Origin of the sequence: Klebsiella sp. BIGb0399, from assembly GCF_003752615.1 — a bacterium.
GTDB lineage: Bacteria > Pseudomonadota > Gammaproteobacteria > Enterobacterales > Enterobacteriaceae > Klebsiella > Klebsiella lignicola.
The window spans coordinates 710277-735950 of sequence record NZ_RKHT01000005.1 but is presented as its reverse complement, the minus strand read 5'-3'; the positions used below and the strand labels follow the sequence as shown (position 1 = coordinate 735950).

Genomic DNA, 25674 nt, shown 5'->3' with positions numbered 1-25674 from the left:
GGTGCGCTCGCTGCCTGACAGGATATCCCAGATGCAACAGATCGCGTTTTATATTCTTATTGCCAGCCTGACCATTGCCAGCCCCGGACCGGGCGTGTTACTCACCCTGAGCAACACCCTCAATTATAACCTGCGTAATGCCATGGCCGGGATCGTCGGCGTAGCCGCTGGCATGGGCGTGATATCGATTATCGCGGCCAGCAGCGTCGGCGTGCTCATTACGACGTCGCCATTCGCATTGCTGGCCGTGGAGATAGCCGGGGCCGCTTACCTGATTTATCTGGGGATCAAATTATACCGTTCCGCCCCTCGGGTGTTGAACCAGCACACCAATACGCCAGAGGCTGTAACCCCGCCGTCCACCGCTCAGCGCTTTCGTCAGGGACTGCTGGTTTCCTTGCTCAATCCCAAGCCTATCGTCTTCTTTATGGCGCTGTTCCCACCGTTCATTAATCCGCAGCAGCCCTTTGTTCCCCAGTTTTCGCTGCTGTCTGGGATCTTCTGCCTGCTGGTAATGACCATCCATTCTCTTTACGCCCTTTTCGCGCACTCGGTAAAGAAGAAGATGTCTTCCGGTAACCTCTTTCGCAAACTCAATAAAACCGGCGGGATGGTGTTCATGTGTTTTGCAGCAGGTCTCCTCATTTCTGCCCTGCATCCCTATATCTGAGCCTCTGTTTGCCTTTGGGCTGTTGGTGCCCACATTCAGACTGATGAGGTTGCCATTGCCGCCAAAATAGACCACGATAGATAGCACGGTATCCATCGGGTGCCGTTCTTAGGGTTACATTTCGTCCGGCGACGCCGGGCTTGTCCTTGAAACAGAAGTGGATTAAGGAGTAAGAATGAAATCGAACCACCATGCACGTCATCTTCTCGGTCTGAACTATAAACTCTCCCAGCAGAAAAAAGTGGTGCTGGACGGCGAGAGTGAAACCACCATTAACCATGCTCATGCCACCGGCCGCAAACGCCGCGCTGGCTAATTCTTCAGCTGAGTGATGATAAAAACACCGTCCTTTCGTCAGGATGGTGTTTTTTTAACACAATTCCCCCTCTTTGATAGCATCTGCTCTATAATCTGCCCCGCTGCTTTCCCTGCCAGCCCGCACGCTTATCGCCGCGCCCGGTCTGAAGTGAACATCAAGGAGTTAGTGCGATGCAATTCACCCATAAGAAAAACCGTTCTCTGTATATCCCTTACGCTGGCCCCGTTCTGCTCGAATTCCCCCTTCTCAACAAAGGTAGCGCCTTCAGCATGGAAGAGCGCAGCAGCTTTAACCTGCTGGGCCTGCTGCCTGAAGTCGTTGAAACCATCGAAGAGCAAGCTGAACGTGCCTGGATCCAGTACCAGGGATTTAAAACTGAGATCGATAAACACATTTACCTGCGCAACATTCAGGACACCAACGAAACGCTGTTTTACCGCCTGATCGGCAACCATCTCGACGAGATGATGCCGGTTATCTATACCCCGACCGTCGGCGCGGCCTGTGAACGTTTCTCCGAGATCTACCGCCGCTCACGCGGGGTCTTTATCTCCTATCAGAACCGCCACAACCTTGACGACATCCTGCAAAACGTCCCGAACCACAACGTCAAAGTTATCGTCGTCACCGACGGTGAACGTATTCTCGGTCTTGGTGACCAGGGCATCGGCGGGATGGGGATCCCGATCGGCAAACTGTCGCTGTATACCACCTGCGGCGGTATCAGCCCGGCCTATACCCTGCCGATCGTGCTGGATGTCGGCACCAACAACCAGCAGCTGCTCGACGATCCGCTGTATATGGGCTGGCGTCATCCGCGTATTACCGATGACGACTATTACCAGTTTGTCGATGACGTGATCCAGGCGATTAAACACCGCTGGCCGGACGTTCTGCTGCAGTTCGAAGATTTCGCGCAGAAGAACGCCATGCCGCTGCTTAACAGCTATCGTAATGAAATTTGTTCATTCAACGATGATATTCAGGGTACCGCTTCGGTTACCGTCGGCACGCTGATTGCCGCCAGTCGCGGCGCGGGAAGCCAGTTGAGCGAACAGAAAATTGTCTTCCTCGGCGCCGGTTCTGCCGGTTGCGGTATCGCCGAGCAGATCATCGCGCAGATCCAGCGTGAAGGACTGAGTGAAGAAGAAGCACGCCAGCGCGTCTTTATGGTTGACCGTTTCGGCCTGCTGACCGACGCCATGCCTAATCTGCTGCCGTTCCAGAGCAAGCTGGTGCAGAAGCGCGACAACCTGCAGCAGTGGGACACCACCAACGAAGTCCTGTCCCTGCTCGACGTGGTGCGTAACGTCAAACCGAATATTCTGATCGGCGTATCTGGCCAGCCGGGCCTGTTCACCGAAGAGATTATTCGCGAGATGCATAAACACTGCCCGCGTCCGATCGTGATGCCGCTGTCGAACCCGACCTCACGAGTGGAAGCAACGCCGCAGAACATCCTGAGCTGGACCGACGGCGAAGCGCTGGTTGCCACCGGCAGCCCGTTTGCGCCGGTCACCCTCAAAGGCAAGCAGTATGTGATTGCCCAGTGCAACAACTCCTATATCTTTCCGGGTATCGGTCTTGGGGTTATTGCCTCTGGCGCTTCCAGAGTCACGGAAGACATGCTGATGGCCGCCAGCGAAACCCTGGCAAAACACTCGCCGCTGGTCAACAACGGCGAAGGCCCGGTGCTGCCGGAGCTGAAAGACATCCAGACCGTTTCGCGCGCCATCGCCTTTGCGGTCGGGAAAGTCGCCCAGGAGCAAGGTGTCGCGGTCAAGACTTCGGCCGAAGCGCTGCTGCAGTCCATCAGCGATAACTTCTGGCTGCCGGAGTACCGCAACTACCGCCGGACCTCGATCTGATTGTTCGCTGGACGCGTTCGATAAGCTTAACAGGCCTGCTTGCAGGCCCTTTTTTTTGTGCCCGCCCCCACCATCTTTTGTCACTAGCCAAATCCCGGCAAGGGTTCTACACTGCCTCTACCCATCAAACTACTGGATAAAATAAGGAGGACCCCATGCTGTTACGTGAAATATCGACTTTTTCACTGACATTTGGTCATCGTACCCGCTCAAGCGTTATCGATATCGTGCTGCGATAACTTCGGCTTGAGCGAAGACACCAGAGACTAACTCCCTTCCCTCGGGCTTACCGGGTTATCGTCAGCGATGTTTGACGAGGCATTTCTATGCCTGTAACTCTTGAGTAAGTTCACGATGAGTACATTATTTACCGCACAATCCCTGCATGTTGAAACGGCATTCGGGCCGCTTTTCATCGACCTCTCTTTTACGCTGAAAAAAGGCGACCGCATTGGCCTGATAGGCCACAACGGTTGTGGCAAAAGCACCCTGCTACAGGTACTGGACGGCACGTTGACGCCGAATTCCGGCAGCGTGGCGCTGGCGCACCATTGCCTGCTGGCGCGGGTTGAACAACATATCGCCGCTGATCTGCTGCAACATCCTCTGGTTGAAGTGGTGCTGGCACGCCTGCCCGCCGCCGAGCGCGAACGCCAACGCTGGCAGGCTGAACGGCTGCTGGCGGAGATGGGGTTTGTCGCCGCGGAATTCAGCCAGTGCGCCGCGACGCTTAGCGGCGGTCAGCATACCCGACTGCTGCTGGCACGGGCATTGATTCAACAACCGGACCTGTTACTGCTGGACGAGCCGGGCAACCATCTCGATCTCCCGACCTTGCTGTGGCTGGAAAGCTTCTTGCAAACCTGGCAGGGGAGCTTCGTCGTGGTGTCGCACGATAACCTCCTACTGGATGCTGTAACTAATACCAGTTGGATCCTGCGCGACCACACCCTGCACGCCTTCTCTTTGCCCTGCACCGCCGCCCGTTTAGCGCTGGCGGAACGGGATGAAAGTGACGCGCTGCGTCATAAGGCCGAACAGCGAGAAATTGACCGCGTCAGCGCCAGCGCCAAACGGCTGGCGACCTGGGGACAGGTCTATGACAACGAAGATCTCTCGCGCAAAGCCAAGCAGATGGAAAAGCAGGTCACCCGCCTGAAGGAGAGCCAGACCGAACTGACCAACGGCACCCCGTGGCGACTGGCGTTAAACGGCGATGCGCTGCGCGCTGACCGGTTGCTTGAAATCTCGCAGCTCCCGGTCGCTCCGGCCCCAGGCCTGCCTGCCCTGTTCACCGCCGAACACGCGCGCCTGCGCAGCGGCGATCGGGTGGCAATCATGGGGCGTAACGGCGGCGGCAAATCGTCGCTGCTGCGCCTGCTGTGGCGGCAGATGCAGGAGTCGGTTGTGGTTGACGGACTCAGCCTGCATCCCCGGCTGAAGCCTGGCTACTATGACCAGTCGTTGCATCAGTTGCCGGATAACGCCACCTTGCTGGAGGCGCTGGAACCTTTTGAACCCGCTGCGGAATCCCGCAAACGGGCGCTGATCGGCGCCGGTTTTGGCTGGAGTCGTCACGGGCAAAAGGTCAGTACCCTCAGCGGCGGCGAGCGCTCGCGGCTGCTGTTTGTCGGCCTGTCGTTGGCTCGCTACAGTCTGCTGTTGCTGGATGAACCGACCAACCATCTGGATATGGAAGGCAAAGAGGCGCTGGCAGGCTGCCTGCGGGACTATCCCGGCGGCCTGCTGTTGGTCAGTCACGACCGTCAGCTGATCGACCAGAGCTGTAACCGCTTCTGGCTGATTGACGAGAACGGACTGAGCGAGTGGTACAGCGCGGACGAGATTTACGCGCGTCTGCGCGAGACGACGCGCCAGCCCGCCATGCACGTTAATAGCGTGACGGCACCCGCAGCGCCTGCTGAAGATGAGGACGACCTGCTGGAACAGCTGATTGTGCTGGAGCAACGACTGGCGGAAGATCTGTCCCGCAAGCCGAAGCACCAGAAGCCCCAGCTTCAGGCGCAATGGCGAGAGGCTATCGCTGCGCTTCATGCCAGACTGCAATAATCCCGCACGACCGCCGGCTAAGGTCACCCCTTAGCCGGCTTTTCCTCACCAACGGTCGAGGGGATTATTCTGCTGAACTGCTGTTCGGTCATCATCATCCCCCACTGATCGCCCTGCCACTCTTTAGACAGCGTAAATCCGAAGGATTCATACAGCTTGCGCGCGGCGTTCAGACCGCTGAAGGTCCACAGCTGCACCCCCGCAAAGGCGTGGCGATCGCAGAAGGCCATCGCCTGCGCCAACAGGCGTCGTCCGACGCCGCTGCCCCGGCAGCTGTCATCAAGGATAAACCAGCGCAGATGGGCCTGGTTATCACCGAGGTCTTCGCCATCGATGGCCACCGAGCCGACAATCGTGCCGTTGTGTATCGCCAGCCAGATTTGATTGCGTTCGGCGCTAAGCCGTGGGGAAAACTCCGCCACGCCGCTGGCGACTTTACCCTCAAAAAAGTGACCAAAATTATAGTTCCGGGCGTAGTACTCGCCGTGCATCTGCGCGATACGGCCAATCATCCCAGGATGATAGCCGGTGACGATCTCAATACGCTTTCCGCTCTCCGCCAGCGGCCGATCGCGGCATTGTGCCAGCGCCTGCGCGTAGGCGTTGAGCCCCTGCGCCACGCCGATCTGCTGTTCGGCATTGAGATGCGCCAGCGCGTCAACCACCCGCATCGCGCCGTATTCGTTGATCCTGACCACCGTTGCCCGGCCCTTATCCGTCAGCTCAAGCTGCTTAAAGCGGGCGTCGTTCTCGGCGGTTTTCTCCTCAATTTCCCCCGCCGCCAGCAGCCGCGACAGCATGCGGCTGACGCTCGATTTCTCAAGGCCCAGAATCTGTACCAGCTGCGCGGCGGTCATCGCCCCGTGTCCGGCGATCTCCAGCAGCGTATGGACGGCGGAGGGGGAATACTCGGTTGCTGCGAGAGTGGAATTCATAAAGCCGAGTTCGCGAACCATCAGGCGGGAGGCGCGGCGGATATCATTGATCAGCGGTGTATTGGTCATTGGTGTAGTGGCAAGGTGATTTATAGTTGCACAATACAACCATTATTGATATTGCCCTGTCAACCGGCGTGGCTGGCGGCACCCGGCCCGGCACTGGCGGGATATTCTGGCTTATCGCCAACGAGTCAGAAGAAAAAATGGCAGGCGGTAGACTTTGCAGATTGAGTGGTTAACAGGCGCCGTCAGACGCCTGTTTTTATCTTATTGCGGTTTTTTAGCTTTCCAGGCATCCCAGGCCTGTTTAATTTCCTGCTTCGCGGCGTCAGCATCGTTAAAACCGTTCAGCTCCACTTTTTTGCGGCCATCCGGTAACTGCTTATAGACGCGGAAAAAGGCCTGCAGGCGTTCCTGCTCAATTTTCGGCAGGTCGCTGATGTTTTTGATGTCGTCATAGGTCGGGTCGATTTTGCTGGCCGGGACCGCAATGATCTTATCGTCCTTCTCCCCACCATCGATCATTTTCAGCACGCCGATGGCCCGCAGTTTGATCAATGTCCCCGGTGCCATCGGTGCGCGGGTGTAGAACACCACGTCCAGCGGATCGCCATCCCCCGCCAGCGACTGGGTCAGTGAACCATAGTTGGCCGGATAGGCCACCGGCATTGACTGGAAACGGTCGGCAATAATAAAGCCGGTTTTGGCGTCGGTTTCATACTTGATAATCCCACCGGTCGGGATCTCGGTGACCGCGTAGAACTCTTCCGGGTTGTTCTCCGGCTGTGGAAAATCAAGGATGTTGTCAGCCTGAACGGCAGCAGACAGGAAAAGTGCAGCGCTGAAGATGGTTTTTACCAGATGCATTGTTGTATCACTCTGTCGTTATAAGAAATTTGTCGCTGACAGCGTGCCGATAAGCCATGAAAGAATAATGACATTTGTGTTTCATCATTATTAACAGCCATGCGAGCGGAAGATAGCCATCTTTTTCACTATCCGTGCTGACAAATCCCACACATTTGACTACTGCGCTTGCATTCCTTGCCATATGGGTTAATCCTTAATGAGTATTATTCCTAAGTAATACCACTATTTTTTCCTCAAATTTCAAGGAGTAGATATGAAGGCAGCCGTTGTCACCCAGGATCATCAGGTCAATGTAACGGAAAAAACACTGCGCCCTCTGCAACACGGAGAGGCTTTGCTGAAAATGGAGTGCTGTGGCGTGTGCCACACCGACCTGCACGTGAAAAACGGCGATTTTGGCGACACCACCGGGATCATTCTCGGCCATGAAGGTGTCGGTGTGGTTCAGCAGGTCGGCCCAGGCGTCACCTCTCTGAAACCAGGCGATCGTGCCAGCGTGGCATGGTTCTTTGAAGGCTGTGGCCACTGCGATTATTGTAACAGCGGCAACGAAACGCTGTGTCGCTCGGTCAAAAATGCCGGTTACAGCGTCGATGGCGGGATGGCTGAAGAGTGCATCGTCACCGCCAACTACGCGGTAAAAGTCCCGGACGGGCTGGACTCCGCTGCTGCCAGCAGCATCACCTGTGCCGGGGTTACCACCTATAAAGCGGTGAAAGTGTCGCATATCAAACCGGGTCAATGGATTGCAATCTACGGCCTCGGCGGCCTCGGCAACCTGGCGCTGCAGTATGCGAAAAACGTCTTTAATGCCAAAGTCATCGCCATCGACGTCAACGATGCACAGCTGGCGCTGGCAAGCGAAATGGGCGCTGACCTGACCATTAACTCCCGCACCGAAGATGCGGCGAAAGTGATTCAGGAAAAAACCGGTGGCGCACAGGCAGCGGTGGTCACCGCCGTCGCCAAAGCGGCGTTTAACTCTGCCGTTGACGCAGTACGTGCCGGTGGCCGCGTGGTGGCCGTTGGCCTGCCGCCGGAAGCCATGAGCCTGAATATTCCGCGCCTGGTACTGGATGGTATTGAAGTGGTTGGTTCACTGGTCGGCACCCGTCAGGATCTGACCGAAGCCTTCCAGTTCGCCGCCGAAGGCAAAGTAGTACCGAAAGTGACCCTGCGTCCGCTGGGCGATATCAACGCTATCTTTAAAGAGATGGAACAGGGACAGATTCGCGGCCGTATGGTTATCGACTTCCGCCGCTAATCCTCGCGCCTCTCCCGCCCGGGAGAGGCCGTTTTACCCCACTGCGTCGTTCGCTGCCCACAGCAGATATTCCCCCAACGCGGCAAATGCCTTTTCCGCAAATGCTTAGCGCAATTCCTTGGTTCCTTTGTTTTTAGCCGCACCCGATGATGGCAAGACAATAGATAACAAAGGAATTCACCATGCAAAGCCGTGTTCGCCTGCCCGCGTTGGCAGCCCTCATTTTCTCCGCTGCTTTTTCCGCCTGGGGCGCCGCCACGCCGGTCAAAGGGGGAACATTAGTCTATCTGGAGCAACAACCGCACACCAATCTCTATCCGCCAGCCGGAGGCTTCTACCCCAACGGCGGGATCCTTAACCAGATCACCGATAAGCTGACCTGGCAAAACCCGAAGACCCTGGAAGTCGAACCATGGATTGCACAGAGCTGGGTCACCAACGCCGACAAAACCGAATACACCTTTACCCTGCGCCCCGGCGTGACTTTCTCCGACGGCACGCCGCTGGATGCTAACGCGGTCGCCAAAAATTTCGATACCTACGGCCTCGGTAATAAGGCCCAGCGTCTGCCGGTCTCGGAAGTCATCAACAATTACGACCACAGCGAAGTTATCGATCCGCTGACGGTCAGGTTCTACTTCAAAAAACCATCTCCAGGCTTCCTGCAGGGCACCGCCACCATCGGCTCCGGGCTGGTTTCCCTCAGCACCCTGCAGCGTAACTTTGACGAGCTTGGCGATGCGCGCCATATCATCGGTTCCGGGCCCTTCGTGGTCAAAGATGAAAAACCGGGTCGCGAACTGAGCCTGGTTGCCCGCAAGGATTACCAGTGGGGGCCGAAAAACCTGGCGCAACAGGGGCCGGCCAATCTCGACGGGATCACCATTATCGTCACGCCGGAAGACAGCGTCCGTATCGGCGCATTGCTGGCGGGTCAGGCCGGATTTATCCGCCAGGTTCAGGCCTACGATGAGAAACAGACCACCGATCAGGGTCTGCGGGTCTATGCTGCGCCGACCCGTGGGGTCAACGACAGCCTGAGCTTCCGCCCCGATAATCCGCTGGTTGCTGACCTGCGCGTGCGTCAGGCGTTACTGCACGCCACCAACGCCAGACAGGTCGTCGATACCCTGTTCTCCGCCAACTATCCGCAGGCCACGTCGGTGCTCGCCAGCACGGCGGCGGGCTACGTTAATCTTAGCGACAAGCTGACCTTCGATCAGAACAAATCCCGTCAGCTGCTCGATGAGGCCGGCTGGAAACCAGCCGCCGACGGCATCCGGGAGAAAGCCGGCCAGCGCCTGGCGTTGACGGTCTATGAATCTCTGCCGCAGCCGCAAAACAAAGAGGTGCTGCAGCTGATTGCCCAGCAGTGGCGCCAGGTTGGCGTCGCGCTGAGCGTGAAAGCCGGCGACGCCGGCAGTCGGGTTATCGATAATCTTGACCCGCTGAAGACCCCGTTGACCGTGTCGGAAGTCGGCCGCGCGGACCCGGACGTGGTGAAAAGCATGTTCTTCCCGGCCAACCGCGATGCCCTGCTGCAACGGGGCGGCTCCAGCGACAAGGTGCAGCAATTCCGTGACGATAAGCTCAACGATCTGCTGACCGCCATTTCCGCCGAAGTCGATGCGCCAAAACGGCTGCAGCTGACCGGAGATGCCCAGCGCTATCTGCTGGATAACGCCTACGTGATCCCGATCTTTGAAGAGCCGCAGGTCTTTGCCGGCGCGCCCTGGGTGCAAGGCGTCAGTTTCGAAGCCGTAGGTCGCCCGTCGTTCTACGGCGCGTGGCTGGAAAAGCACTAAGGAGCCTCGAATGAGCCACCACCTTCTGCGCCGTCTCGGCTCCGGTTTACTGGTGCTGTGGGCAGCGTTCACCCTCTCCTTCGTGCTGCTGCAGGTGCTGCCGGGGGATGCGGTGTTGATCAAGTTCCAGAATCCGGATCTCGGCCTCAGTCCGGCACAAATCGCCGAAATGCGCCTTGCCTACGGGGCCGACAGTCCGCTCTGGCGCCAGTATTTTCACACCTTAGCGGCAATGTTGCAGGGGGATTTCGGCTATTCATTGCAGGCGGGGATCGCGGTCAGCACCCTGCTTGCCAGCAACCTGCCGGATACGCTGAGCCTGGCGGTCCCGGCGTTTATCCTCGCCATCGCGCTGGCGTTCAGCCTGGCCTTTGCCGCACGCCTGCCGGGCCTGCGCTGGCTGAGCAATGCCCTGCAATCCTTACCGGTGCTGTTTATCTCGCTGCCGACCTTCTGGTTAGGCATCGCGCTGATTCAGCTTTTCTCCTTCCAGCTGCGCTGGATCCCGGTGATCAACCCGGGGCCGTTGCAGGGGTTGATTCTGCCGGTTATTGCCGTCGCGGTGCCCATTTCCGCCCCGCTGGCGCAGATCCTGATGCGCAGTATGGACCATGTAGCCGCCCAGCCGTTTGTCGCCGTCGCCCGCGCCAAAGGGATGAGCGAAACCGCCGTCCTGTGGCGACACGTCACCGGTAACGCCCTGCTGCCGGTGTTAAATATTGCCGGATTGCTGCTGGGGGAACTGATTGCCGGCGCCTTAATCACCGAAACCGTATTTGGCCGCGGCGGCCTGGGCCAGCTGACCCAGCAGGCGGTCAACAATCAGGATATTGCGGTGTTACAGGCGGTGGTGATGATCTCCGCCCTCGCCTTTGTGTTGATTAACCTGTTGGTGGATCTGCTGATGCCGTTGCTCGATCCTCGTCTGAACACCGTCACCGGAGGGGCAGTATGAGCCTTGTTGATTACGCCACTGCCGTCCGTCGACGGGCGCCGCTGCGCCAGCCGCTACGCTGGCGTCGGGGATTATGGCTGGCCTGGAGCGTGATGATCCTCGCGCTGTTGATGGCGCTGGCGCCACAGTGGTTCAGCGCCGGCGATCCGCTGGAGGGCATCGCTGGCGCCCAACGTCTGCCACCGCAGGCCGCGCACTGGCTGGGCACCGACCAGCTCGGGCGCGACCTGTGGACACGGATCGTCTACGGCGCGGTGCACTCTCTTTCCGCGGCGCTGGCGGCGGTCGCCATTGGGCTGCTGGTCGGCACCACCCTCGGCACCCTGGCCGGTGCGGCGGCCGGACGCGTCGAATCGCTGGTGATGCGCCTGGTTGACGTGCTGCTGGCAATCCCGTCGCTGCTGCTGTCATTAACGGTGATCATTCTGCTCGGTTTCGGCACCGTCAACGCGGCGGTGGCCGTCGGGGCCGCCTCGGTGGCCAGTTTTGCCCGTCTGGCGCGAGCGGAAGTGGTCCGCGTGCGCCACAGCGACTACGTCGAGGCGGCCTTCGGCAGCGGCGGCACCTTCTTCGCCGTGTTCTGGCGGCATATTTTGCCCAACTCCCTAACCGCCGTGCTGGCCTTCGCCACCTTACAGTTTGGTCAGGCGATCCTCGCCCTCTCCACCCTGAGCTTTCTCGGCTACGGCACCCCGCCGCCGGTGCCGGAATGGGGGCTGCTGATTGCCGAAGGACGGAACTATCTGTCGACCGCCTGGTGGCTGACCACCTTCCCCGGCGTAGCGGTGATCGCCGTGGTGCTGGCGGCAAACCGCATCAGCCGTCAATTTACCGGAGAGCGCTCATGAACGTATTACGCGTGGAAAATCTGCGCATCAGCTACCGCTCGCATCAACGCTGGCAGGAAGTGGTGCATAACGTTAGCTTCACCCTCAACCCCGGCGAAATGCTGGCCCTGGTCGGCGAATCCGGTTCCGGCAAAACCACAACCGCCCAGGCCATTATCGGCCTGCTGGCAGACAACGCCCGGCGCGACAGCGGGCGCATCGAGATCAACGGCGAGGACATTAGCCGCTGGTCAGGAAAGCGGCTCGATAACCTGCGCGGCGCGCGCATTAGCCTGATCCCGCAGGACCCCGGCAATGCCCTGAACCCGGTGCAAACCATCGGCACTCAGGTCGCAGAAATCCTCAGCCTGCATCAGAAAACCAGCGCCTTCGAACGTAAACAGCAGGTGCTGGCGCTGTTAACCAAAGTCGGCCTCAGCCACCCCGAACAGCGCTTCAATCAGTATCCGCACCAGCTCTCCGGCGGCATGAAACAGCGGGTGTTAATCGCCATCGCCGTGGCTCTTAAACCGGATTTGATTATTGCCGACGAACCGACCAGCGCCCTGGATGTCACCGTGCAAAAGCGCATTCTCGACCTGCTTGATGCCCTACGCCGGGAGTCCGGAACGGCGGTGCTGTTTGTCACCCACGATCTGGCGCTGGCGGCCCAGCGCGCCGACCGGCTGCTGGTTTTTCGCCACGGAGAAATTCAGGAACAGGGCCTGACGGCGGATGTCGTGCGCACCCCGCAACACGCCTATACCCGCCAGCTGCTGAGCGATCTGCAAGGCGAGCGGCTGACCGCTGTCGTGAAGGGCCGCCATACGCTGAGCACCCCGGCGATCCGCGCCGTCGATATCAGTAAACGTTTTGCCCTGGGGAGCGGGCAGCTGCAGGCGCTGGACGCGGTCAGTTTCGAGGTCAGACGCGGCACGACTCACGCCCTGGTGGGCGAATCTGGTTCGGGAAAAACCACGCTGGCGCGGATCCTGTTGGGTTTTGAGCGCGCCGACGGCGGGCACATCGCCATTGACGGGATCGACGCTGGTCATTTAAGCCGCGAGGCACAGCGCCAGCTGCGGCGCAAAATTCAGTTCGTCTATCAGAACCCGTTCGCCTCCCTCGACCCGCGCCAGACGCTGTTTGCGATTATCGAAGAGCCGCTGAAGAATTTTGAGCCGCTGCCCCCGGCGCTTCGCCGCGCCCGGGTTGAGGCGGTTGCCGCCCGGGTCGCGCTGGCTCCAGAACTGCTGACACGCACCGCCCGCGAGCTCTCCGGCGGCCAGCGTCAGCGGGTGGCCATTGCCCGGGCGCTGGTGCTGGAGCCGACGATTCTGGTCCTCGATGAAGCCACCTCGGCGCTGGACGTCACGGTGCAGGCGCAGATCCTCGCCCTGCTTCAGCAGCTGCAACAGCAACTGGGGCTGAGCTACCTGTTTATTACCCACGACCTGGCGACGGTACGCCGCATCGCCCAGAGCGTCACGGTGCTGCGCGCCGGACAGGTGGTGGAGTCCGGCGAGGTCAGCCGCCTGTTCAGCCAGCCCCAGCACGACTACACCCGCGAGCTCATCGCCGCCATTCCTCACGTATCCACCCTCAGCAAGGAGATCGCATGACGCGTAAACGCCTGGGCTTTTTCACCCGCCTGCTGGACCATGCCACCCCGCAAGCGCGCTACCGGCTGGCAACCGAGCAGATTCGTCACGCCGAGCGCCTCGGCTTCGACAGCGCGTGGGTGGCGCAGCACCACTTTCACGAACAAGAAGGCGGCCTGCCTTCACCGCTGGTTTTTCTCGCCCATGTTGCGGCGCAGACCGAGCGGATCCGTCTCGGTACCGCCATTATTACGCTGCCGATGGAAAATGCGCTGCGGGTCGCCGAGGACGCGGCGGTGCTGGATTTATTGGCCGACGGGCGGCTTGAGATTGGATTTGGTTCCGGCGGTACGCCAACCTCATTTCTGCCGTTTGGCTTAACCAGCGAGCAGCGCGGGGCGGCCTTCGCCGACAACCTGCATCTGATCCACAGCGCCTGGCGCGGCGATTCTCTCGCCCATCCTGACAATCATCTCTATCCTCCCGCGCCGCAGCTGGCACAACGGATCTGGATCGCGACCTTTTCCATAGAGGGCGCCGTTCGTGCCGGCCAGGCCGGTCACGGTTTAATGCTCTCCCGGACTCAGCCACGCCCGCCCGGACAGCCGGACTTAACGCTGGATGCGATCCAGAATCCGCTGATCGATGCCTATCTCGCGGCGCTGCCCGCCGGTATCGCCCCGCGCATCCTCGCCTCGCGCACCGCCTTTGTGGCCGACAGCCAGGCCTACGCCCTGCAGGTCGCCGAACCGGGGTTGCGCCAGCAGGCGGCGGCCCATCGCGCCGCCGGCCATCAGGTAATAGGTGACACTGTCACATACCATCTGGCACAGTTCGACGCCCACGTCGGTGATATCGACCATGTCCAGGCATCGCTGGCGCAGGACAGCGTCCTCGCCCGCGTCACCGATATTTCGTTCCAGGTGCACTCCGTTGAACCATCGCACCGCGACACCCTGCGTTCCATTGAGCTGATCGCTCAGCATATCGCCCCGCAACTAAGGTAGGAGTCACCATGACATTGAGTCAGGATATTTTGGCCGAACTGGCAGAGATCGCCCCGCATTCCCCATTGGCCGAGGCGCGTGCCGTGCGCGAGGCAGCAACCCGCCACGCTCAGGGTAGCTATGAAGTGTTGTTCAGCCAGCAGGACGAGGACTTTACGCCGGATGAGCGTTTCGCCATTGCCGCCAAAGTGGCGAAGCTGCATCAGGCCGACGCGCTGGCCGCCCACTATGCCGGATTTGGCCTCGCCGATCCCACCTCGGCGCGGCTGACGCCGGCGCTGGCGTTTGCCCGCCTGTTAACCTTCACGCCGGTGGAAGCCACGCCTGCGGCGATACAGGCGCTAACCCGCGCCGGCTGGACCTCGCGAGGCATCGTCACCCTCGCTCAGCTGATTGCGTTCGTCAGTTTCCAGAGCCGGCTACTTAACGGCCTGCGCTTGCTGAACGGCAAAACCAGCGCCAGCGCCGCGACGCCAGTCGCCGCCGGTTTCTGGCACACCACGCCGCACACGCTGAGCGGCAAGCCGGCCCCGGTACATTTCACCCGCGAGGAGCTGAACTGGGAACCCTGGCTGGACGCCAAACCGCTGGCGGAGTTCAGCGAGGCCGAGCAGCAGACGCTGGCGAAATTTGGCCACTCTGACTCCCCATATTTCCGTCTGCTGGCGCGCAATCAGCCGCTGCTGGAGCAGCGCACCCTGACCGACAAAGGCATCTTCTATACCCCTGGCGGCCTGCCGCGCGCGGAACGAGAGCTGGCCGCCACGGTCGCCAGTAAGGTGAACGGCTGTATTTATTGCGCGTCGGTGCATGCCCGTAAGGCGGCGCAACTGGCAAAAGAGGAGACCGCCGTTGATACCCTGCTGGCGGTGACGCCGGGGGAACGGTTGAGCGATGGTCAGTCGCCGCGCTGGCAGGCGCAAATCGAATTTGCCGCCGCCCTGTCCGTGACGCCGCCGGCCCTGAACGCCGCGCATCTTGCGGGGCTTGAGCAGCAGGGTCTGGATACCCTGGCTCAGCTGGATCTACTGCAATCGGCGGCGTTCTTCGCCTGGGCCAACCGGTTGATGTTGACCCTCGGCGAACCGTGGAAAATTGCTTAACTGACCACGCCCGCCGCGAGGCGTACCCGCTGGTAGCGGGCGTAAATCAGCAACGAGGTCATCGCCAGGAATGAGAGCAAGGCCGCCGGGAGCGTCACCGCGTTCCAGCCGTAGCCGTAGGTGATCATCATTCCGCCGCAGAAGGCGCCGATGGCGCTACCGAGATTAAAGGCGATTTGCCCGCCGGCGGCGCCAAGCATTTCGCCGCCGCGCGCGTTTTGCAGCAGCAAGATTTGCAGCGGCGCGGCCAACGCAAACAGCCCGGCGCAGCACAGAAACGCCAGCAGCAGCGAGGCGCTTTTCACCCCGCCGAACAGGAAGATCAGCAACAGCAGTAACACAATGCCGCCGTCGGTGACGGTGGCAATCTGCAGCGGGCTGAAGCGGCCGGATATTTTACCGCTCAGCAGGTTGCCGATGACCATCCCCAGCCCCACCAGCATCATGATGGCGATCATCGCGTTTTCAGAGAACCCGGAGACGTTGATCATAAACGGCTTGATATAGCTGAACCACGCGAATACCCCGGCGTTGCCAAACATGGTTGCGGCAAAGATCAGCCACGGTGCCGGTGATTTAAGAAAGTGAAATTGTTCCCGCAGACGCGTCGTCGAGCGGTCGAACAGGGTCGGAACCCACCAGAGGATCGACACCAGCACCGCCACGTTAAACAGGGCGATGGCCATAAAGGTATAGCGCCAGCTGAACTGATGCCCGAGCCAGGTCCCGGCGGGCACGCCAATAAGGTTGGCAACCGTCATCCCGGCGATCATCCCGGCGACCGCCGCGGTCACTTTTCCCGGCGGCGCGACCTTCGACAGAATAATCGCCCCGACGCCAAAAAAGGCCCCGTGCGGGAAGCCGGACACCAGACGGCCCAGCGCCAGCATCGGATAGCTGGAGGAGAAGGTAAACAGGGTATTCCCGATAATACAGAGCGCGGCGAGGAACAGCATGACCGACTTTAAGGAGTAACGACTGGAAAACAGCGCCATCACCGGGGCGCCAATAACCACGCCAAACGCATAATACGAAATCATATTCCCGGCGGCGGGAATCGAGATCCCGACATCATGGGCAATTTCCGGCAGCACGCCCATAATGCCAAATTCCGCCATCCCCAGGCCAAAGGTGCCCAGCGCCAGCGAAAAAATCGTCTTTTTCATTCAGGTCATCACATGTTTTTGGATTTGCGACCGGCATTATTGACCATCGCGTAGTGGCAGACCAGACAAAAACACGTGGTGACCCGATTGTCCATCAAATGGCCCAATCCCTGCATGCCCGTAAGGGGCCAGCACGAGGTCGTTCAGTGGGGGAAATAAAACGGGGAAACAGCGCAGGCAGCCGTATCGCCGAAGCCATACGGCTGAACTCAATTAATCGGAGGCTTTGCCGATCATCCCTCCGGCACCGGCGCCCAGCGCCGCGCCTTTCAGCGCACTATTGCCGGTGACCACCGCGGCACCCGCACCAACCGCCGCCCCAATGGCTCCGCCGGTCCGCGCCGCTTTGCCTTTGTCACCGTGCTCGGTCATCGCGCCAACGCCGCCGCCGACCACCGCGCCCTGCAGCGTCGAACGCACGCTTTTACCGGTTAACGCCCCGACGGCGGCACCGGCGGCGGCGCCACCGGCCGTTTTGTCCATAGCGCTGGCGGAAAAAGCCAGTGCACAACCCAGAAGAATTGCCATACCTTGTGCTGATTTCATCAGTCAGTTCCTTGTTAGTGCGCTGCCGTTGACATCCGGCAGCCGGACCACCTGGTCCATTTTCAATACGTCATGCTCACGGTATGCGCCGCCCTGACCAATAAAAAGCGCTAGTTTGTCCAATTCTGGACTTTCACCACCATCACGGCGTGTCCGGCATTCGGGCTAAGCGGCGGAAATCTAATAAAGTCCGCGCAAATCGCCGTTGCTGTTTACACTTTACACAACACCTGTCCCATTCCCTCACCTGATGGAGCGATAACCATGGGAAACAAAAAGAAGACCAAGGGCGTTGCCGGCGCCAGCAACATGAAGCCTCTCGACGACAAAACCTATGAAAAGGCGCTGCGGAAGCTTCACGTTGAACTGGTCAAATTACAGCAGTGGGTGGTCAGCCAGGGCCTCAAGGTCTGCATCGTCTTTGAAGGCCGCGACGGCGCCGGTAAAGGCGGCACCATCAAGGCGATCACCGAGCGGGTCAGCCCGCGAGTGTTTCGGGTGGTGGCGCTCCCGGCGCCAACCGACAAAGAAAAAACCCAGCTCTATTTCCAACGCTATATTCCGCACCTGCCTGCGGCCGGGGAAATCGTGATTTTCGACCGCAGTTGGTATAACCGGGCGGGCGTCGAGCGGGTAATGGGCTTTTGTACCGACGATGAAGTGGAGAAGTTTCTGCAGGGCGCGCCGCTGGTAGAACGCTCGATGGTGGAATCGGGGATTATCCTGCTGAAATACTGGCTGGAAGTGACCCCGGAAGAGCAGGAACGCAGGCTACGGGATCGCATCAATGACGGGCGTAAAATCTGGAAACTGTCGCCGATGGATATCAAGTCGTTTAACCGCTGGGATGAGTACACCCTCGCCCGGGATGCGATGTTTGCCGCCACCGACACCGCCTGGGCGCCGTGGTTTGTCGCCCGCTCGGAAGAGAAAAAACGCGTCCGGCTGAATATCATTACCCATCTGCTGTCGCACATTCCCTACAAGAGCCTGCATCCGGAACCGGTCAAATTGCCGAAACGCAAAATCGGCAAAGTGAAAACCGCCGACTATCCGTTCCGTTTTATTCGCGAGGATTTTTGACGGCGCCCGCGACGACGTCCCGCCTCAAGGTTAACGCCTGAGGCGGGACGCGCGGCGTGAAGGCCAAAAGATAACGATCAGGAACGCCGGGAGGCGATCCCTTCACTGCTCTCTTTTTTCGCTTCCAGACGTTCGACATCACGGTACCAGCGCGGGTGGTGCTTCTGCGCCCAGCGACGGCTCACCTTCCCTTCGACCATCCCCTTAATCGACCCTTTGACCCAGAACGCCATATACATATGGATCAGGATGGCGTGAATCAAAATAATCGCCGAGGTCGCATGGATCAGCAGGCTGTAGCGGACCAGCTGGATCGGGAAGTAGGAGGCAAAGTAAGGCCGCCAGATAATTACCCCGGTCACCAGCAGCACGAAAATCATGCTCATGATGGTCCAGAACATCATCTTCTGCCCGGCGTTATATTTCCCGACGCGGGCTACCTTATGCTCATTGCCCTTCAGCACCTCGACGATGCCTTTAAGCCACGGGATATCCTGCTTGTCCGGGATGTTATGCTTTACAAAGCGCACGAACATCAGCATCAGCGCCAGGAAGATCGCCACCCCGAAGAAGGGGTGCAAAATGCGCCCCATCTGCGGCGTTCCGAAGGTTTCCGTCAGCCATTGTAGCGTCGGGAAGAAGAACGAAATTCCCGACAGCGCCACCAGAAAGAAGCAGATCACCACCGTCCAGTGACAGGCGCGGTCAATAAACCTGGTGCGCACTATCATTTTCGATTTATGCATCATGTTCCTCCTCGTCGTCGTCCACTTCCTTGTTAGGGCCAATGCCGATGTAGTGATAGATAAGCCCGGCGAAGGTAACGATAAAGCCCGCCGCCGACAGCGGTTTCAGCGCCCCTTTCCACAGGTTAATGCTGGTATCAATCTGCGGGTTTTTCGGCAGGTTGTGATACAGCTCCGGCTGGTCGGCGTGGTGCAGCACATACATCACGTGGGTACCGCCCACCCCTGGCGGGTTGTACAGCCCCGCCTGCAGATAGCCGCGTTTTTTTAGCTTGTCGACCCGCGCCTGCGCCACCTCCAGCATCTCTTTCTTGCTGCCGAAATGAATGGCGCCGGTCGGGCAGGTTTTCACGCAGGCTGGCTCCTGGCCGACGCTGACGCGATCCACGCAGAGGGTGCATTTGTAGACCCGGTTATCGGCCTTATTCAGGCGCGGCACGTTGAACGGGCAGCCGGCAATGCAGTAGCCGCAGCCGATACAGTTGTCCTGCTGAAAATCGACAATGCCGTTGGCGTACTGCACGATCGCTCCGGCGGACGGACAGGCTTTCAGGCAGCCCGGATCCTCGCAGTGCATACAGCCGTCTTTGCGGATCAGCCACTCCAGCTTGCCGTTCTGCTCGGTTTCGCTAAAACGCATCACCGTCCAGGATTTGGCGCTCAGATCGGCGGGATTATCGTACACCCCGACGCAGTGCCCCACTTCGTCGCGGATATCGTTCCACTCGGAGCAGGCCACCTGGCAGGCTTTACAGCCCACACAGGAGGTCACATCGATAAGCTTGGCCACTTCCGCTTTATCGTCCCGCGCACGAGGCGCGGGTGTTATCGGGTTGGTGGCGGAGCGTTTGAGAATGTCTTGTGTTTCCATCGCCATAAAGTCGCTCCTTACGCTTTCTCGATGTTGACCAGGAACGCCTTATACTCCGGCGTTTGCGAGTTGGCATCGCCGACGTTTGGCGTCAGGGTATTGGCGATATAGCCTTTTTGCGCCACCCCTTCATAACCCCAGTGCAGCGGGATGCCGACGGTTTCGACCTCCTGACCGTGGACCTGCAGCGTACGCAGACGCCGGGTCACTACCGCCACCGCGCGAATAAAGCCGCGCTGGCTGCTGACCGTCACGCGATCGCCGTTGGCAATTCCTTTCGCTTTCGCCAGGCCTTCGCTGATTTCCACGAACTGCTGTGGCTGAGCAATTGCGTTAAGCCGCGCATGCTTGGTCCAGGTGTGGAAGTGCTCGGTCAGGCGATAGGTGGTCCCGACGTACGGGAAGCGATCCTTCTTGCCTAAACGACGGGCATCTTCCTCGTACAGCCGCACCACCGGACTGGAGACCACCTGCGGATGCAGCGGGTTGGTCCCCAACGGCGTTTCCATCGGCTCGTAGTGTTCCGGGAACGGCCCTTCCGCCAGTTTATCGAGGGCAAACAGACGCCCCAGCCCTTCCGGCTGCATGATAAACGGCCCGGTGTTGCTGCCCGGCGCGGCGTTATTGAAGTCCGGAATGTCGTTGCCGCTCCAGCGGCTGCCGTCCCACTGGATCAGCATCCGTTTGGCGTCCCACGGCTTGCCGTGGATATCCGCCGAGGCGCGGTTGTAGAGCACCCGACGGTTGAGCGGCCAGGCCCAGGCCCAGCCGAGGGTGTTGCCCAGCCCCGACGGGTCGGCGTTATCACGGTTCGCCATCTGGTTGCCCTGCGCCGTCCAGCTGCCGCTGTAAATCCAGCACGATGACGCGGTGGTGCCGTCGTCACGCAGCAGCGCGAAGCTGTTCAGCAGCTGGCCTTTTTTCGCCAGCAGCGTGCCGTTGCTGTCGTAGAGGTCCGCCAGCGCGTAACCGTTGTTCTCTTTCGCCACCTCTTCCGATTGCGGATGATCCGGCTGATGATAGTCCCAGCGCATCTTCAGCAGCGGTTCGGCGCCTTTGCCACCTTCGCGGCGATACATCTCGCGCAGACGGTGATAAATGCCGGCCAGAATCTCGCCGTCGTTGCGTGCTTCCCCCGGCGCATCCTGACCTTTCCAGTGCCACTGCAGCCAGCGCCCGGAGTTGGCAATCGAACCGTCCTCTTCGGCAAAACAGGTGGAAGGCAGACGGAACACTTCGGTCTGAATCGCCGCCGGATCCACATCGTTCATCTCGCCGTGGTTCTGCCAGAAGGTGGAGGTTTCGGTGACCAGCGGGTCGATAACCACCATGTACTTCAGCTTGCTCAGGCTGCGCACGACCTTGTTTTTGTCCGGGAAGGAGGCCACCGGGTTAAAGCCCTGGCAGATATATCCCGAGACCTTGCCGTTATCCATCATGTTGAAATACTTGATAACGTCGTAGGCCTGGTCCCATTTCGGCAACCAGTTAAAGCCCCAGTCGTTGTCTTTCTGCGCCGCGTCGCCGTAGAACGATTTCATCAGGCTGACCGCAAACTTCGGATAGTTGCTCCAGTAGTTGACCTGATCGGGCCGGGTTGCCGTAGGGGTATTGGCCGTCAGCCAGCTGTGCAGATCGGTCTGTTTTTCCGACGGCAGCGTCAGGTAGCCCGGCAGGCTGGTCGACAGCAGGCCGAGGTCGGTTAAGCCCTGGATATTGGAGTGTCCGCGCAGGGCGTTGACGCCGCCCCCCGCCATTCCCATATTGCCGAGCAGCAGCTGGATCATCGCCATGGTGCGGATGTTCTGCGCCCCGACGGTATGCTGGGTCCAGCCAAGGGCATACAGGAAGGTGGTGGTCCGGTCCGCCGCACTGGTGGAGGCCAGCACTTCGCATACTTTAAGGAAGTCGGCTTTCGGCGTGCCGCAGATGTTTTCCACGACCTCCGGCGTATAGCGGGAAACGTGCTGCTTCAGCAGGTTCCACACGCAGCGCGGGTGGTTCAGGGTGTCATCGCGTCTGGCGTAGCCGTTCTCATCGAACTGGTAGTTCCACGAGGATTTATCGTACTGGCGTTTTTCCGCGTCATAACCGCTGAACAGGCCGTCGTCGAAGGTAAAGTCATCGCGCACCAGCAGGCTGGCGTTGGTGTAGTGCCTGACGTACTCGGCATTGATGGCGTTATTTTCAATCAGGTACAGCAGCACCCCCGACAGGAACGTAATGTCGGTGCCGGAGCGAATCGGCGCATAGATATCGGCTACCGATGCGGTACGGGTGAAACGCGGGTCAACGACGATGAGCGTCGCATCGTTATTGTTTTTTGCCTCCATCGCCCAGCGGAATCCCACCGGATGGGCCTCAGCGGCGTTGCCGCCCATCACCATCACGACGTTAGCGTTTTTGATATCAACCCAGTGGTTGGTCATCGCACCGCGACCAAATGTTGGAGCAAGACTTGCTACCGTTGGTCCGTGTCAGACGCGCGCCTGGTTATCCACCGCCAGCATGCCGAGGGAGCGCACAAACTTCTGCGTCAGCATGCCGGTTTCATTGCTGGCCGCCGAGGCGCACAGCATCCCGGTAGACAGCCAGCGGTTGACCGTTACCCCCTGCTCATTGGTTTCGATAAAGTGGGCATCGCGGTCGGCTTTCATTAGTCTGGCGATGCGGCTGAAGGCCTCATCCCAGGAGAGGCGCTGCCATTTATCCGATCCTGGCGCGCGGTATTCCGGGTAACGCAGACGGTTTTCACTGTGCACATAATCGAGCAGCCCCGCGCCTTTCGGACAGAGCGCGCCCCGGCTTACCGGATGATCCGGGTCCCCTTCGATATGGTAAATCGCTTCTTTGGCGTTCTTCGCGCCGTCGCCCAGGCTATACATTAATAGCCCGCAGCCCACGGAGCAGTATGTGCAGGTGTTGCGGATCTCTTTGGCGCGCAATAATTTATAATTTCGCGCCTGAGCCAGTGCCATTTTGGGTGCAAAGCCCAGCGCAGCAGCGGTGGTTCCGGCCATACCGCCTGCGCAGATTTTGAAAAACCTTCTGCGGCTGACGTCCATTGGTTTTCTCCCTTCAGGATGCATGTTTATCGCCAGGGAAATTAACAGCAATGTCGGCGTTTTTTTTGCGTCAAATCAATGTCGAAAAGCGACGCCCCCTTAATAGTCAGGGGCGCCGGCGTTGCTTACTCCCTAGGTATTACGCCGAATGGAAAATAGGGACCACCGGGAATAAAAAAATGTTATAAATCGACTCTTGATAAATATTGCTGTCTGGTTGGACATGGAAAAGAAAAAAGCAACGCTGATCGGCCTGGCCGCCATTGTGCTATGGAGTACGATGGTTGGTTTAATTCGTGGGGTCAGCGAAGGGTTAGGCCCGGTGGGCGGCGCGGCAATGATTTATACACTCAGCGGGTTATTGCTGCTGGTGACCGTCGGTTTTCCCCGCCTGCGGCAGATCCCGCGCCCCTATCTGCTGGCCGGTAGCGTGCTGTTCGTCAGCTATGAGCTGTGTCTGGCGCTGTCGTTAGGCTTTGCCGGTAGCCGCCAGCAGGCCATTGAAGTCGGCATGGTGAATTATCTCTGGCCCAGCCTGACCATTTTATTTGCCATTTTGTTTAATCGCCAAAAAACAAACTGGCTGATTATTCCCGGCTTGCTGCTGGCGCTACTTGGGGTCGTCTGGGTATTAGGCGGTGAGCACGGTCTGAATGTTGATGAAATTTCCCGCAACGTCATTTCCAGCCCCCTGAGCTATATTCTGGCGTTTATTGGCGCCTTTATCTGGGCGACCTATTGCACGGTCACCGCCAAATATGCGAAAGGCCACAACGGCATTACCCTGTTTGTCTTATTAACCGCCCTGACCCTGTGGCTGAAATTCCTGTTCAGCGAGCAACCGCCGATGCTGTTCAGCTGGCCGGTGGTGGTGAAGCTGGTGATGTGTGCAGTGGCGTTAGGTTTCGGCTATGCCGCCTGGAACGTCGGGATCCTCAATGGCAACGTCAGCCTGCTGGCCGCCGCCTCCTACTTCACGCCGGTGCTCTCGTCGGCGCTGGCGGCGGTGCTGCTCAGCGCGGCGTTATCCTGGTCATTCTGGCAAGGGGCCGGCATGGTCTGCGCCGGCTCCCTGCTCTGCTGGTCCGCCACCCGGCGCTAGCCGAGGTCGCCACCGGCCACCGGTAGCGTCACCCCGGTGATATAGCTGGCCTCATCGCTGGCGAGAAACAGGATCGCGTTCGCCTGTTCCGCCAGCGTTCCGTAGCGATGCATCAGGCTGCTGTCGACGGTCTGATCGACCACCTGCTGATACCATGCCTGCTCCTGCGCCGTCGGCGTTTCGCTGTTGCGCGGCGTTACCCGCGCCGGGGCATCGGTGCCGCCCGGCGCCACGGCGTTGATGCGGATCCCGCTGTGGCTGTACTCCATGGCAATGGAACGGGTCAGGGCATTGACCCCGCCTTTCGCCGCAGAGTACGGCACCCGGTTAACCCCCGCCGTGGCGACAGACGAGACGTTCACAATGCTGCCTTTCCCCTGTTTCAGCATCCACGGCAGCGCCGCCCGGCAGCCCCACAGGGTCGGAAACAGCGAGCGACGGATCTCTTTTTCGATCTGGTCCGGCTGATACTCAGCAAACGGTCGCGCCCAAATCGTGCCGCCGATGTTATTGATCACCACATCGAGGCGGCCAAAATGGGCGACGCCGGTGGCAAAGGCCTGCTCGGTGCTCTCCCACTGTTCAAGATCCGCCTCAAGGGCCAGCACTTCGCTGCCCTGCTGCACCAGCGTGGCCGCCAGCTCGTGGACATAGCCCGAGCGGTCAATCAGCAACAGCTTTGCCCCTTCGCGGGCGGCCTGCTCGGCGGTCTGGCGTCCGATGCCCTGCGCGGCGCCGGTGATCGCCACCACTTTATGTTGAAAACGCATACCTACTCCTTATGCCGCCGCACTCTGGCTGGCGTTAAATTTCTCGTACCAGAAACCGGCAGGGTTAATTCCCCGTTCACGCAACGCGGTGGATACCGCGTTCACCATCGGCGGCGGGCCGCACAGGTAAATGTCCACATCGCCGTCGTTGAGGATCGCCTCATCAAGATGTTCGGTAACGAAGCCGCGCTGCGGGCAGGCGCTGTGCTCATCGGCCACCACCGGCAGCCAGCGATAGCCCGGCAGCTGGCCGACAAAGGCCTCCAGCGCCTCGGTTTTCACCAGGTCACAATCCCGGGTCACGCCGTACAGCAGCGTCACCGGGCGGGTATTACCTTGCCGCGCCAGGGTGTGCAGCATCGACAGCAGCGGCGCCAGGCCGGTACCGCCCGCCAGCAACAGCAGCGGACGTTCGCCGTTGCGCAGGTAGAAACTGCCCATCGGGCCGCTCAGGGTCAGGCGATCGCCCGGCTGCGCCTTTTGGGTCAGCCACTGGCTCATCATGCCGCCGGGGACGTTACGGATCAGGAAACGCCCTTCACGCTCGCCGGCCAGCGAACTGAAGGAATAGGCGCGGCTGTGAGGGGTTCCCGGCACCTGAATCGACACGTATTGCCCCGGTAAAAAGGCCAGCACCTCGTCCAGGTTCACCACCAGTTCAATGGCGGTGTCCGACAGCAGCGTGACCTCTACGACCTCTGCGCCGATGCTGGTCAGGGCGGTTTTGCACTGCGCTGCCGCGACCGGGACATCAATGATGCAGTCGCTGGTGGGCACCATCTGGCAGGTCAGCACCTGACGGGCATCGGCCTCATCCTCGCTCAGCGCCTCCTCCAGATAGTCATCTCCCATACCGTACTCGCCGCTGGCGCAGTGGCATTTACAGGTGCCGCAGACCCCGTCCGAGCAGTCCATCGGCAGATTAACCTTCTGGCGATAGGCGGCATCCAGCACCTTTTCCCCGGCATTGCAGTGGATAAAGCGGGTGATGCCATCTTCAAAATTGAGTGCGATAGTAAACATAACCA

The 25674-nt window shown here is 59.7% G+C and carries 22 protein-coding genes; 13 read left to right on the top strand and 9 right to left on the bottom strand.

Annotated features, from left to right (window positions below):
* The first annotated feature begins 31 nt into the window (after nt 1-31).
* The 4 genes from EDF82_RS03795 (at nt 32) to EDF82_RS03780 (ending at nt 4927) form a co-directional block, all read left to right on the top strand.
* Complete coding sequence (locus EDF82_RS03795; RefSeq protein WP_123754270.1) at nt 32-670, top strand: LysE family translocator; 639 nt, start codon at nt 32-34, stop codon at nt 668-670.
* Nucleotides 671-845: 175 nt separating this feature from the next.
* Nucleotides 846-986, top strand: coding sequence for a stationary-phase-induced ribosome-associated protein (gene sra, locus EDF82_RS03790; RefSeq protein WP_123754269.1), 141 nt, complete (start codon nt 846-848; stop codon nt 984-986).
* A gap of 173 nt (nt 987-1159) precedes the next feature.
* The gene (locus EDF82_RS03785) at nt 1160-2857 is read left to right on the top strand and encodes an NAD-dependent malic enzyme (protein WP_123754268.1); all 1698 of its coding nucleotides are present in this window, start codon (nt 1160-1162) and stop codon (nt 2855-2857) included.
* 354 nt (nt 2858-3211) lie between these two features.
* Nucleotides 3212-4927 (top strand): ABC-F family ATP-binding cassette domain-containing protein, encoded by a 1716-nt coding sequence (locus EDF82_RS03780; protein ID WP_123754267.1) that lies wholly within the window; start codon nt 3212-3214, stop codon nt 4925-4927.
* 23 nt (nt 4928-4950) lie between these two features.
* On the opposite strand, the gene EDF82_RS03775 is transcribed toward EDF82_RS03780, so the two are convergent.
* Nucleotides 4951-5931 (bottom strand): helix-turn-helix domain-containing GNAT family N-acetyltransferase, encoded by a 981-nt coding sequence (locus EDF82_RS03775; RefSeq protein ID WP_123754266.1) that lies wholly within the window; start codon nt 5929-5931, stop codon nt 4951-4953.
* Between the two features lie 201 nt (nt 5932-6132).
* Nucleotides 6133-6732, bottom strand: coding sequence for an inorganic diphosphatase (locus EDF82_RS03770; RefSeq protein WP_123754265.1), 600 nt, complete (start codon nt 6730-6732; stop codon nt 6133-6135).
* A 256-nt stretch (nt 6733-6988) separates the two neighbouring features.
* On the opposite strand from EDF82_RS03770, the gene adhP reads away from it, so the two are divergent.
* The 7 genes from adhP (at nt 6989) to EDF82_RS03735 (ending at nt 15297) form a co-directional block, all read left to right on the top strand.
* Nucleotides 6989-7999: an alcohol dehydrogenase AdhP gene (adhP, locus tag EDF82_RS03765; protein ID WP_123754264.1), complete on the top strand. Its 1011-nt coding sequence runs from the start codon at nt 6989-6991 to the stop codon at nt 7997-7999.
* Nucleotides 8000-8181: 182 nt separating this feature from the next.
* Nucleotides 8182-9804 carry a TIGR04028 family ABC transporter substrate-binding protein gene (locus tag EDF82_RS03760; protein ID WP_123754263.1) on the top strand — a complete coding sequence of 541 codons (1623 nt, stop codon included), beginning with the start codon at nt 8182-8184 and terminating at the stop codon, nt 9802-9804.
* Between the two features lie 10 nt (nt 9805-9814).
* Nucleotides 9815-10759 (top strand): ABC transporter permease, encoded by a 945-nt coding sequence (locus tag EDF82_RS03755; RefSeq protein ID WP_123754262.1) that lies wholly within the window; start codon nt 9815-9817, stop codon nt 10757-10759.
* Entirely contained in the window at nt 10756-11607 is an 852-nt protein-coding gene (locus EDF82_RS03750) for an ABC transporter permease (RefSeq protein ID WP_123754261.1), read from the top strand. The genes EDF82_RS03755 and EDF82_RS03750 overlap by 4 nt, the downstream gene beginning before the upstream one ends.
* Entirely contained in the window at nt 11604-13208 is a 1605-nt protein-coding gene (locus EDF82_RS03745; RefSeq protein WP_123754260.1) for an ABC transporter ATP-binding protein, read from the top strand. Before EDF82_RS03750 ends, EDF82_RS03745 begins: the two co-directional genes overlap by 4 nt.
* The gene (locus EDF82_RS03740) at nt 13205-14194 is read left to right on the top strand and encodes a putative FMN-dependent luciferase-like monooxygenase (protein ID WP_123754259.1); all 990 of its coding nucleotides are present in this window, start codon (nt 13205-13207) and stop codon (nt 14192-14194) included. Before EDF82_RS03745 ends, EDF82_RS03740 begins: the two co-directional genes overlap by 4 nt.
* A gap of 8 nt (nt 14195-14202) precedes the next feature.
* Complete coding sequence (locus EDF82_RS03735; RefSeq protein WP_123754258.1) at nt 14203-15297, top strand: alkylhydroperoxidase domain protein; 1095 nt, start codon at nt 14203-14205, stop codon at nt 15295-15297.
* Here the strand turns inward: EDF82_RS03735 and araJ are convergent.
* Together araJ and EDF82_RS03725 are read right to left on the bottom strand one after the other, a co-directional pair.
* The gene (gene araJ, locus EDF82_RS03730) at nt 15294-16463 is read right to left on the bottom strand and encodes an MFS transporter AraJ (protein WP_123754257.1); all 1170 of its coding nucleotides are present in this window, start codon (nt 16461-16463) and stop codon (nt 15294-15296) included. The two genes, EDF82_RS03735 and araJ, sit on opposite strands and share 4 nt — an antisense overlap.
* A gap of 213 nt (nt 16464-16676) precedes the next feature.
* On the bottom strand, nt 16677-17009 hold the full coding sequence (locus EDF82_RS03725; protein WP_123754256.1) for a YMGG-like glycine zipper-containing protein: 333 nt from the start codon (nt 17007-17009) through the stop codon (nt 16677-16679).
* A gap of 264 nt (nt 17010-17273) precedes the next feature.
* Between EDF82_RS03725 and ppk2 the strand changes: the two genes are divergently transcribed.
* Nucleotides 17274-18092 carry a polyphosphate kinase 2 gene (gene ppk2 / locus EDF82_RS03720; RefSeq protein WP_123754255.1) on the top strand — a complete coding sequence of 273 codons (819 nt, stop codon included), beginning with the start codon at nt 17274-17276 and terminating at the stop codon, nt 18090-18092.
* 77 nt (nt 18093-18169) lie between these two features.
* On the opposite strand, the gene fdnI is transcribed toward ppk2, so the two are convergent.
* Genes fdnI through fdnG form a run of 3 tightly spaced genes read right to left on the bottom strand, consistent with a single transcriptional unit; the run spans nt 18170 to nt 22774 of the window.
* Nucleotides 18170-18838 carry a formate dehydrogenase-N subunit gamma gene (gene fdnI, locus EDF82_RS03715; protein ID WP_123754254.1) on the bottom strand — a complete coding sequence of 223 codons (669 nt, stop codon included), beginning with the start codon at nt 18836-18838 and terminating at the stop codon, nt 18170-18172.
* Entirely contained in the window at nt 18831-19715 is an 885-nt protein-coding gene (gene fdxH / locus EDF82_RS03710; protein WP_123754253.1) for a formate dehydrogenase subunit beta, read from the bottom strand. Before fdxH ends, fdnI begins: the two co-directional genes overlap by 8 nt.
* 11 nt (nt 19716-19726) lie before the next feature.
* The gene (gene fdnG, locus EDF82_RS03705; RefSeq protein WP_148060376.1) at nt 19727-22774 is read right to left on the bottom strand and encodes a formate dehydrogenase-N subunit alpha; all 3048 of its coding nucleotides are present in this window, start codon (nt 22772-22774) and stop codon (nt 19727-19729) included.
* A 223-nt stretch (nt 22775-22997) separates the two neighbouring features.
* On the opposite strand from fdnG, the gene yddG reads away from it, so the two are divergent.
* A complete protein-coding gene (gene yddG / locus EDF82_RS03695; protein ID WP_123754250.1) occupies nt 22998-23876 on the top strand; it encodes an aromatic amino acid DMT transporter YddG in 879 nt (292 codons plus the stop codon).
* Here yddG and benD read toward each other — a convergent pair.
* Together benD and benC are read right to left on the bottom strand one after the other, a co-directional pair.
* Nucleotides 23873-24646 (bottom strand): benzoate diol dehydrogenase BenD, encoded by a 774-nt coding sequence (benD, locus tag EDF82_RS03690; RefSeq protein WP_123754249.1) that lies wholly within the window; start codon nt 24644-24646, stop codon nt 23873-23875. The two genes, yddG and benD, sit on opposite strands and share 4 nt — an antisense overlap.
* 9 nt (nt 24647-24655) lie before the next feature.
* Entirely contained in the window at nt 24656-25669 is a 1014-nt protein-coding gene (gene benC / locus EDF82_RS03685) for a benzoate 1,2-dioxygenase electron transfer component BenC (protein WP_123754248.1), read from the bottom strand.
* Between the last annotated feature and the right edge of the window lie 5 nt (nt 25670-25674).

Excerpts from the sequence above, each read along its gene's own strand:
- EDF82_RS03795 (WP_123754270.1), top strand. The coding sequence starts at position 32 with ATGCAACAGATCGCGTTTTATATTCTTATTGCCAGCCTGACCATTGCC.
- sra (WP_123754269.1), top strand. The coding sequence starts at position 846 with ATGAAATCGAACCACCATGCACGTCATCTTCTCGGTCTGAACTATAAA.
- EDF82_RS03785 (WP_123754268.1), top strand. The coding sequence starts at position 1,160 with ATGCAATTCACCCATAAGAAAAACCGTTCTCTGTATATCCCTTACGCT.
- EDF82_RS03780 (WP_123754267.1), top strand. The coding sequence starts at position 3,212 with ATGAGTACATTATTTACCGCACAATCCCTGCATGTTGAAACGGCATTC.
- EDF82_RS03775 (WP_123754266.1), bottom strand. The coding sequence starts at position 5,931 with ATGACCAATACACCGCTGATCAATGATATCCGCCGCGCCTCCCGCCTG.
- EDF82_RS03770 (WP_123754265.1), bottom strand. The coding sequence starts at position 6,732 with ATGCATCTGGTAAAAACCATCTTCAGCGCTGCACTTTTCCTGTCTGCT.
- adhP (WP_123754264.1), top strand. The coding sequence starts at position 6,989 with ATGAAGGCAGCCGTTGTCACCCAGGATCATCAGGTCAATGTAACGGAA.
- EDF82_RS03760 (WP_123754263.1), top strand. The coding sequence starts at position 8,182 with ATGCAAAGCCGTGTTCGCCTGCCCGCGTTGGCAGCCCTCATTTTCTCC.
- EDF82_RS03755 (WP_123754262.1), top strand. The coding sequence starts at position 9,815 with ATGAGCCACCACCTTCTGCGCCGTCTCGGCTCCGGTTTACTGGTGCTG.
- EDF82_RS03750 (WP_123754261.1), top strand. The coding sequence starts at position 10,756 with ATGAGCCTTGTTGATTACGCCACTGCCGTCCGTCGACGGGCGCCGCTG.
- EDF82_RS03745 (WP_123754260.1), top strand. The coding sequence starts at position 11,604 with ATGAACGTATTACGCGTGGAAAATCTGCGCATCAGCTACCGCTCGCAT.
- EDF82_RS03740 (WP_123754259.1), top strand. The coding sequence starts at position 13,205 with ATGACGCGTAAACGCCTGGGCTTTTTCACCCGCCTGCTGGACCATGCC.
- EDF82_RS03735 (WP_123754258.1), top strand. The coding sequence starts at position 14,203 with ATGACATTGAGTCAGGATATTTTGGCCGAACTGGCAGAGATCGCCCCG.
- araJ (WP_123754257.1), bottom strand. The coding sequence starts at position 16,463 with ATGAAAAAGACGATTTTTTCGCTGGCGCTGGGCACCTTTGGCCTGGGG.
- EDF82_RS03725 (WP_123754256.1), bottom strand. The coding sequence starts at position 17,009 with ATGAAATCAGCACAAGGTATGGCAATTCTTCTGGGTTGTGCACTGGCT.
- ppk2 (WP_123754255.1), top strand. The coding sequence starts at position 17,274 with ATGGGAAACAAAAAGAAGACCAAGGGCGTTGCCGGCGCCAGCAACATG.
- fdnI (WP_123754254.1), bottom strand. The coding sequence starts at position 18,838 with ATGCATAAATCGAAAATGATAGTGCGCACCAGGTTTATTGACCGCGCC.
- fdxH (WP_123754253.1), bottom strand. The coding sequence starts at position 19,715 with ATGGCGATGGAAACACAAGACATTCTCAAACGCTCCGCCACCAACCCG.
- yddG (WP_123754250.1), top strand. The coding sequence starts at position 22,998 with ATGGAAAAGAAAAAAGCAACGCTGATCGGCCTGGCCGCCATTGTGCTA.
- benD (WP_123754249.1), bottom strand. The coding sequence starts at position 24,646 with ATGCGTTTTCAACATAAAGTGGTGGCGATCACCGGCGCCGCGCAGGGC.
- benC (WP_123754248.1), bottom strand. The coding sequence starts at position 25,669 with ATGTTTACTATCGCACTCAATTTTGAAGATGGCATCACCCGCTTTATC.